This is a genomic window from Fulvivirga sp. M361, assembly GCF_007097395.1.
Taxonomy (GTDB): Bacteria; Bacteroidota; Bacteroidia; order Cytophagales; family Cyclobacteriaceae; genus Fulvivirga.
The window spans coordinates 23,224-31,733 of the sequence record NZ_VKDC01000053.1; the positions used below are offsets into that span (position 1 = coordinate 23,224).

Below are 8,510 nucleotides of genomic sequence, written 5' to 3' on the forward strand. Positions count from 1 at the left end.
TCAATGGTTAAACTACCGTGTTTAGCATTAATAACAGCCCTGTTCTTTCTGTCCGGATGTAGTACTCATTATACACCCAGCGAAGTACACTCTTTTGATTTTGGATGGAAATTCATCAAAGAGAGTGTTGAAAATGCCGAGACTCCTGGCTTTGATGATGAAGACTGGCAGGAAGTAGATCTGCCCCATGATTGGAGTATCGAAGGTCCTTTCAGCAGAGATAACCCTGCCTATTCAAGAGGTGCCTGGCTGCCTGCAGGTAAATGTACCTATCGTAAGACCTTTAGGGTGCCTTCCGAAAAGAAAGGGCAAAGAGTAGTTATCTATTTTGACGGGGCCTATCGTAACTCCGAAGTATGGATCAATGGCGTTTTCCTGGGTAAGCGCCCTTATGGTTATGTTGCCTTCCATTATGACATGACGGACCATATCAGGTTCGGGGAAGATAATGTTCTGACTGTTAAGCTTGATAATTCCGAGCAACCCGGATCACGATGGTATACCGGTACGGGTATATACCGTAGCGTGAAATTGATCACTACCAACAAGTTATATGTGCGGGTCTGGGGATCGTATCTATCGACCAATGAAAGTGATGCAGACCAGGGTATACTTAAAGTAGAAACGGAAGTTAAAAATGATTATCCTGTGGATAAGGACTTTTCCATAAGGTATTCACTTTTTGATCCTGAGGGCAACGTCATCTTAACGGAGGAAGAAAAAGCACACCTGTCAGGCAATGAACATAAAGTCTTTAATAAAAATATTACGATTGCTCACCCGCAATTACGGGATACTGAGCGTCCCAACCTGTATGAATTAAAAACAGAGCTCTTAACAGGTGACCAAATCGTTTATACGGAAGCCAATACCACCGGATTTCGAAGTATGCAATATGATGTCGACAATGGGTTTGTTTTGAACGGAAAGGCCGTCAAACTTAAGGGAGTATGTTTGCATCATGCAGGGGGACCGTTGGGTTCGGCCATCTATAAACGAACTACCTCCCGTCAACTTGAAATACTGAAGGAGATGGGATGCAATGCAGTAAGGACAGCGCATAATCAGTTTTCTCAAGCATTTTTAGACGAATGTGACAGAATGGGTATGCTCGTTATGAACGAAGCTTTTGACGAGTGGGAAGACCTTAAGAGCCCGGCCACCTTTACCGAGGAGGGTGAGAAAGTAAGAATTCCGGTGAAGTTCTATTCACATTTGTTTAAAGAACACAGTGATAGGGATTTGACAGATATGGTATTAAGGGATAGGAACCATCCCTCAATCTTTATGTGGAGTATTGGCAATGAAATAGACCAGATGAGAGAAGAAGATGGCTTACCTATTGCAAAACGACTCAGAGATATCGTACACCGGTACGATTACCGTCCGGTGACATGCGGTGTAAACGGTTATAGCTGGGGCGAATTTCCTAATGAAGAGGCTGTGTCAGCGTTGGATGTAGCAGGTTATAATTACGTTACTGAACAAAATGTACTGGATCAGAAAGCTGAATTTCCGGAGCGAAAAATGATCGTTACAGAATGCTCTTCGGCTGTGCCTTTCAGGGCGAGAGGTGAGTTTTACCTTCCTGCTCAAAACCCTAATAATACTACGCTACCGTATGAACACCAGGATACGAAAAAAACACTTGACAACCGGAATGAATATGAGGCCGGTATGGCAGCCTGGAGGGCGATTGCCCATAAACCCTATGTAATGGGGCAATTTATCTGGACAGGCTTTGATTATTTAGGTGAGGTGATACCATACAGTTGGCCGGCCAGATCGGCTAGTTTTGGCCCTTTGGACCTGTGCGGTTTCCGCAAGGACGCCTTCTACTTTTACCAGGCGCAATGGTCTCCCGGGCTGGATATGGTGCATGTGTCACCGCATTGGAATTGGGAAGGTTATGAAGGTAGTATCGTGCCGGTAACTGTGTTCACCACAGGAGATGAAGTGGAACTTTTCCTGAACGGCATATCGTTAGGCGCTAAAAAGCATGATTTGGCCAGGGTGGAAGCATTGTATTGGGATGTAAAATACACCAGTGGCGAACTGAAAGCGGTAGCTAAAAGAGATGGACGGGTAATTGCCGAGAAAAGTATTATCACTGCAGGCGCACCGAAGAGTATTGAGTTAAAAACCAGGAGGACGGTGATGCAAGCCAATAGCCAGGATGTGATCTATGTAGAGATTACGCTGCTGGATGAAAAAGGAAATTTCGTTCCTACAGCGGATAACCTGGTCTACTTTGAGGTAACAGGACCTGCCACGATCATTGGTGTCGGTAATGGGAACAACCTGAGCCATGAACCTTTTCAGGCTAATTATCGAAAGGCCTTTAATGGTAAATGCATGGCCATTATTAAACCCGCATTATTCAATAGAATATTGAAAAGGTGGACTTTTGTCTGCTATTTGGGAGAAGATTCCTTCCATCCAGGCTCTTTTTTTCACAGGTAGTGAGATTTTAAGCACTTTGCGATTGGCGTGATTAACTGTCCAGGCTCCTAATGCAAAGCAATAGGATTTCAGTGTTGATAAGGTTGCGGTACGATGATCATTCAGGGCAAAATGTCTGAAAAGACTCATTAAGTTATAGGCTACCATGATGAATCTGAAAGATGCTTCGGTGGCCCAAAAGTCTTGTAGGCAGAAGTTTTCAAGTCCAAAGTCCTGCTTCAATTCCTTAATCCTGTTCTCACAGTCTGCCCGCGTATGGTAGATATTCCAGATTTGATTCAGGGGTAGGTCCATATTCGTCACATAGCAACTATACCGATACCCAGGCTCGTCTTCAAAGAGTTGTTTTCCTGCTGCGTCTGGTCGAATGGTCACTTCCTTTTTTACGATGATGTAGCGCCTGGTCTTACCATTTTCATGGCTGAAGGTCATCTCATTTAGCTCAATCCCTTTGGTAAGCTTCACCCAATCTTTGAGGCCCCATACTTCACTTTTTACATTGGGATACATGCGTACAGCCAGGATATAACTGAGCTGCTCCTGCTCCAGGTAAGACATAATGTCTTCGGTGTAAAACCCACTATCGGCTCTGACCAACCCCACTTTTTGGCCTACTAAAGCCTGTTTGAAAGTTTCCTCCATAAACGCCCTGCAACTACTGCTGGCCGCTGTGTTGCCAGGTCTTAGCCAGGCATTAGCCACCATTCTTGTCTGGCTCACAAAAGCCATCAAGGGGTGATGAGAGTTGCGCCCTCTCTTATTGGGATTATACCCTTTGCTACTGCCTTGCTGGTCGCCGTAGCGAGTGATCACTGTACTGTCAAAATCAATGGTAATGGCCCCGACATTAATCTGTTCAAAAAACCAATGTTGAAGCGAAGGGAATAGCTCGGTATTGAGCTTCTGAGAAAATTTACCGAAGAAACGGCTATAAGTACTTTGACTAGGCATACGGTCCCAGCCGAAAATGGACTGAAGTACCGAATCGTACCGCAACCAGTCGCAATGAATATAACGACTAGCTCCAGTCCAGATACTGAGCCAAAAGCTCTCCACTATGTGCTTAGGATCATACCCTCGATTAGAACCCGGACCAGGCAAGGGAAGTTCTTCTAATTTTTCCCTAATCCCTACACGATCTATAAAACGCTTCATTAAGCTCATGCCGCCAAAAGGAGTTACCTGCTTGGACGAATACTCAATAGGAAGATTAACCTTTTTGGTGAAATTCATATCCACCAAAATCGCTATTCATCTAATCCATTCCAACTTTTTTTACCTTGTAATTAATCCTATTGCATAATCAAGGTTAAATCAAATCATACGGCAGGCGTTATTGAATTTACGGCTAAATCTGACGGGCTTGAATCTGCAGCCGTATCTCTGTCATCTATCAAGTAACGGTAAAACAGAAGTATACTCTATCTGTAAAAGAAGACCTATTAAGGCGTAATTAACATTTTATTCTCCTTGTCTTCAACCTGGACCAGGAAGGTACTTTATGCATTAATGGATGATCTCCTTATTGTTAATGGTAGGTTTTTTAGCCAATCGGAAGGCTATGCTCGACATAACTCCAAAAGAACGAAAATGAAAATCCGATGTGCTATAGAACTCTGTAAGGGATTGGCGATATACTGGTGTCAAACCAATGATAATTCGATCTTCAAGCGCCATATCTATGCCTAATCCCACATGACCGCTCAATAGGAAATTATTTGTATTGGGCTCTAATTCGTATTTGGTTTTGATATCTTCTGTCAAGTAGCTGGTAGTCAGTCCTGTTTCTATGTATAATCCTATTTTATTGTTTAAGATCCGGTAACGAATAAATAGGGGGATTTCCACGAAGCGTTGCTTTAAAACTTGTTCTTCTATTGGAAATCCAAAGTCACAGACATGGCAGAATGGTAATCCTGAAACGTCTTTTTTAGAATATGAGATCCCTGATCCAATGTCTAATTTCGGGTTGACTGTGAAGAGTCCGATAATACCTGTTGTAAAGGTGAACTCCGACGTTTCTATTTCATGGCCTGAATACCTGTCTGTTAAAATAGTAGGAGAACCGAAGTAGGTGTCCGGTGAAAATACCAGTCCTATTTTCCACCTGCCAAGTGGTAAGGGACTATCCTGGGAGAAGCTTGCGATGGTAGTAAAAACCAGTAGTAGGGTGATCAGTTTATTCATGGTGTTGTATGATAAGATTTATGTCTGGTTGTGGTAGGTGTAAATAGGTAGTAATGTCCTTTCCATTTGTACCCGGGCGGAACTTTGTTTTAAAGAAGTTCTATTTCAGCATACGCATTCAAGTGTGTCCATTCTACATATGGATGATCATTGAATTTATTTGCCCAGTGTTCTTCCATTCCATGGTCGACCTTTATAAGTAGGTTTTTGGTATCACCATTCAGGTCTTTAAGTTCCAACGTTTGCATCGTTTTCATCCAATCCTGTTGAGCGGCTATATCCATTTCAAAGAAAAATTCTGTGATAATAATAACGTTGTCAAGTTTATGAACATATGCTGATCCACCGGTAAGTCCTCTTTTATTCAAATAAGGTTTATTCTTTAGAAAATTTGTCACATAGGTTAAGCTGTCATTCGGTAGGGTAGAGTAATTGAAAAACCCTGACATTCGGTCAATCGTCACATGTTCTTCATTCATCAATTCAAATACCTGATCTATTGAGATATCGGCCTTTATTCCAACGATCACGTCTCCCGGAACAAAGTCATTATTTTTGTCAGGTAAATCACTGTCGTGGCACGAGCTAAAAATTATACTCAAAAGCGAGGTTAGAAAAATCAGCATTTTCCTCATATAATCAAGACACGTATTCTCTTCGGGACGTTGCAATAACTGGTAATGGTATAGTCTAAATAATAATCTGGTGATCGCAAAATCCGTGAAAAAAATGTGATTTAGGGAGACTAATGTCTTGTCTTAGAGATGGTAAAGAGGAAAGATTTCTTTTTTTAAGAAAGAAATCGTGAAGAGTACCCGTTCAATTTTTTTTTGTTTTTTAATCCAGTTCTACCATTTTTTGTTCGTTGGGCATGATTTGGAACACTTTGACTTTAGGAACCGGCCAATAATCATTACCTGTGGCGATCACATAATATTCTACCTTGTAGGATTCCGGCAGCAGAGGACTTACTATAATTTCTTGATTTGCATCAGGTGTAAGTTCACTTTCTGAAAATAACGGTTCATCAATTCCGGCTACATAGAGTGTTACCCTTGAAGTCCGCCCTGTTAAAGTCAGGCTGGAGTTGTTAACATCATCATCACTACAAGATCCCAAGCCTATTGAGATGGCAAGGATCAGACCAAGGATAATGGATCGGGAAATATTTTTAATGTATTTGATTTTCATGTTAGATTATTTTACATCGCTGATGAAACAATCATCTACTTGGAGAAAAGAACACTTCGTTGCTTCAATTCTTTTTTGCTTCCATTTAACGTAACAATTTCTGTGCCCGGTTTGAATGTAACGATTTGACTCAATTTTATTTTCCTACTGCCAGGCTTTTGTTAGCTACTTTTATTTACAGCTCGTTGAGCTACAAAACGATAAAGCGTATTAGTAGGGGTATTATTGTTCTCGTCCCGGCAGGTGTAGACAAGTTTAATGACATGATCATCCGTTGAGTTAACCGCTTGTTTGATGATATGTGGCCATTCCATCTTGGCAACAGCCGTTTTGGGTGGGGTACTATTGTATTTTATACCGGTGCTTAATTGCGAAATCAAAATAGCTTCCCATAGATACCGTAGTGACCTTTCGCTGTTTTCACAATAGTGTGCAATTGATGTATAGGCATGGCACGCGGTTACGGTGTGTAAGAGAGTGAAATTATCATTTTTAGCAAATTCCGTAAGGCTAAATGTTTTGATATTTTCCAATGTTAATTCCTTAGGCTGTATAACAGTTCCTGCTTTTTGAATGGTGTTATTGACTGCTTTTATTCTATCCGTAATGGTGGACAGGGATGCATTATCTGAGGCGAATGCATCTAATCTGGATCTTATATTCTTAAGGTCCTCATTATTTTTCTGATGACCATTTCCTAACTTCAAATATTCAGAAGCCCAATAGGCTAATGACACGGCAATTTCAGCCCTGCAGTCAGATTTTAAAGCATACGAAAGTCGAATTAAGGGATGAAAAGCAGCGCCTCCCACTCCTTCCATTAAAACAGGAATTACGTCTTTAAGCAATTGTTCAATAGAGACCTCATTTAGCTTGTCTGTAAAATGGTGAAAGAAGTCCTCAAAAAGATCACTCCGACCCAGGACGTTTGTTGTAAAATTGAAAGTTGTATCCTTTGGCTGGGTCTTGCGAAGGTTTAACCTGGAAGTAGCGATTGAATAATAAAGGTTTAACTGCCTTTCCGTAGCGCCCATATCATCCAATGCAACTAAGGACATAGGCACATGCGTAGAAAAACCACTTCCATATACGGGATGATACACTAGTCCTTGTTCAATGAGTGACCTACATGTTTTACTTACCATGGGATACTATTTTTGCTAATATTTCGACATGATGATTGGAGACCAGAAAGCGATAAACCTGACTTTTTCGAGCCACACCAGGTATTAGGTTTAAATGTCGTAGTGGGGTTTTAAAGACGAGCATAACCAAATTATTTTGAAACACATTCATTACAGTGGCTGTAGCTACCTTGTAACTATAAACTTTCGGTGTATTCTTCCGTTCCTTGACTCAATAGCCAGTATATATTCTCCCTGATCTAATGTTGATATGTTCATCTCTTTTCTTACCCTGCCGGTAGGATTGATCAGCTTGTCTGTATATATGTTTCTCCCTTGCAGGTCAAGCACATGGAGTTGGATGCTTTCGGATGAAGATAGGATCTCGACGGTAAAGTCAGAGAGTGCTACAGGGTTTGGATATACGATCAGATGGTCTTTTGTTAAGTCAATGGCATTTACTTTGAGGGTTACGACAGCTTTTCCATTGCCATCAAATATTAATTTTTTCGCGATTCGCTCGGAATTGACAGTTGTTGAGGTCAAATAAAGACCTTGACTTAATGACGGGATTTCCATAGTGAACCGTTCCGATTTGTAGACGATGCGTTGAGGGAGTTCAGTAAGTCTGGCTCCGGATAGTGTTAAGATTTCAAAAGCCATAGAATCTCCCTGGTAAACATCCAGTTCGATGGTTACTTGTTTTGAGAATCTAGCAGAGTCAATGGTTACCTTATAGGTGGGAGGGAGTACCGGTATTTTTTGTGCTGTCAAATTACTTGTTAAAGCTATAAAACCAAGGGTCAGAAGGAATACGGCTCTTTTCATGATGTCAGGGGTAATGTTATGACAATGAGAATCCGTCCATTTTTATTTGTGACATGAAGGCTTTCTCGCTATAAATATACTGAAAGATTAAGATGAAGCCTATAATCAGACAGGACCTTAGGCCGGTTGAATTTTTCTGACCACCATGTTGGTTTCGGGATTCTTCCTTAAGGCGGGGTAGTTGTAAAATCTATCTCAGACCTCCAATTGATACGGGTATCTACGGAAATATCTGAGATAGAAATAATAAGTAATTTTAAGCTACTACTTAGCTTAGTTAAGGTAAGATGGTGATGGTCTGTGAACTGGATATGAACCCGACATCGGTAGTTTGTATTACTCCGTGTACAGTCATTACATCAGCACCTAAAAACTCAAATCTAATCGAGTTATGAGTTCTGCTCACTTCCCGGTAACTTCCATTAGGATAGTTTCCCGAATTTGGAGCTCCAGAAACATAAAATTGCACATCACCTACAATGTTGCCATAGGCATAAGCCGTGTAGACGGCATTTTGCCCTACATGTACAGTTGCCGGTCCGGAAACTGATATGGAGGACGTTAGATTACTTGATTTAAGGGGTAAAAAAAACGTATCCATCCGAAGAACCCATCTGTTGATTTTGGTGATGGCATCTTAACTTAGCGGGTATTTTTCCAGTTGTTGGGTAAAAGTTGATAGAGGTCCTTGCGTTTGTGGGACTGCACCCTGGTCAT

The 8,510-nt window shown here is 41.3% G+C and carries 8 protein-coding genes; 1 reads left to right on the plus strand and 7 read right to left on the minus strand.

The features are described 5' to 3' along the window. The first annotated feature begins 3 nt into the window (after positions 1-3). Positions 4-2,463: a sugar-binding domain-containing protein gene (locus FNH22_RS29865; protein ID WP_185154496.1), complete on the plus strand. Its 2,460-nt coding sequence runs from the start codon at positions 4-6 to the stop codon at positions 2,461-2,463. On the opposite strand, the gene FNH22_RS29870 is transcribed toward FNH22_RS29865, so the two are convergent. The 7 genes from FNH22_RS29870 to FNH22_RS29900 form a co-directional block, all read right to left on the minus strand. Further along, positions 2,377-3,696 (minus strand): IS1380 family transposase, encoded by a 1,320-nt coding sequence (locus tag FNH22_RS29870; protein ID WP_143402206.1) that lies wholly within the window; start codon positions 3,694-3,696, stop codon positions 2,377-2,379. The two genes, FNH22_RS29865 and FNH22_RS29870, sit on opposite strands and share 87 nt — an antisense overlap. Before the next feature lie 273 nt (positions 3,697-3,969). Beyond that, positions 3,970-4,650, minus strand: coding sequence for an outer membrane beta-barrel protein (locus FNH22_RS29875; RefSeq protein WP_143402207.1), 681 nt, complete (start codon positions 4,648-4,650; stop codon positions 3,970-3,972). Positions 4,651-4,739: 89 nt separating this feature from the next. Beyond that, on the minus strand, positions 4,740-5,252 hold the full coding sequence (locus tag FNH22_RS29880; protein ID WP_143402208.1) for a hypothetical protein: 513 nt from the start codon (positions 5,250-5,252) through the stop codon (positions 4,740-4,742). Between the two features lie 235 nt (positions 5,253-5,487). Then, positions 5,488-5,841 carry a hypothetical protein gene (locus FNH22_RS29885; RefSeq protein ID WP_143402209.1) on the minus strand — a complete coding sequence of 118 codons (354 nt, stop codon included), beginning with the start codon at positions 5,839-5,841 and terminating at the stop codon, positions 5,488-5,490. A 161-nt stretch (positions 5,842-6,002) separates the two neighbouring features. Beyond that, the gene (locus FNH22_RS29890; protein WP_143402210.1) at positions 6,003-6,986 is read right to left on the minus strand and encodes a questin oxidase family protein; all 984 of its coding nucleotides are present in this window, start codon (positions 6,984-6,986) and stop codon (positions 6,003-6,005) included. A gap of 165 nt (positions 6,987-7,151) precedes the next feature. Further along, entirely contained in the window at positions 7,152-7,793 is a 642-nt protein-coding gene (locus FNH22_RS29895) for a T9SS type A sorting domain-containing protein (protein ID WP_143402211.1), read from the minus strand. Between the two features lie 277 nt (positions 7,794-8,070). After that, positions 8,071-8,394 (minus strand): hypothetical protein, encoded by a 324-nt coding sequence (locus FNH22_RS29900; protein WP_143402212.1) that lies wholly within the window; start codon positions 8,392-8,394, stop codon positions 8,071-8,073. Between the last annotated feature and the right edge of the window lie 116 nt (positions 8,395-8,510).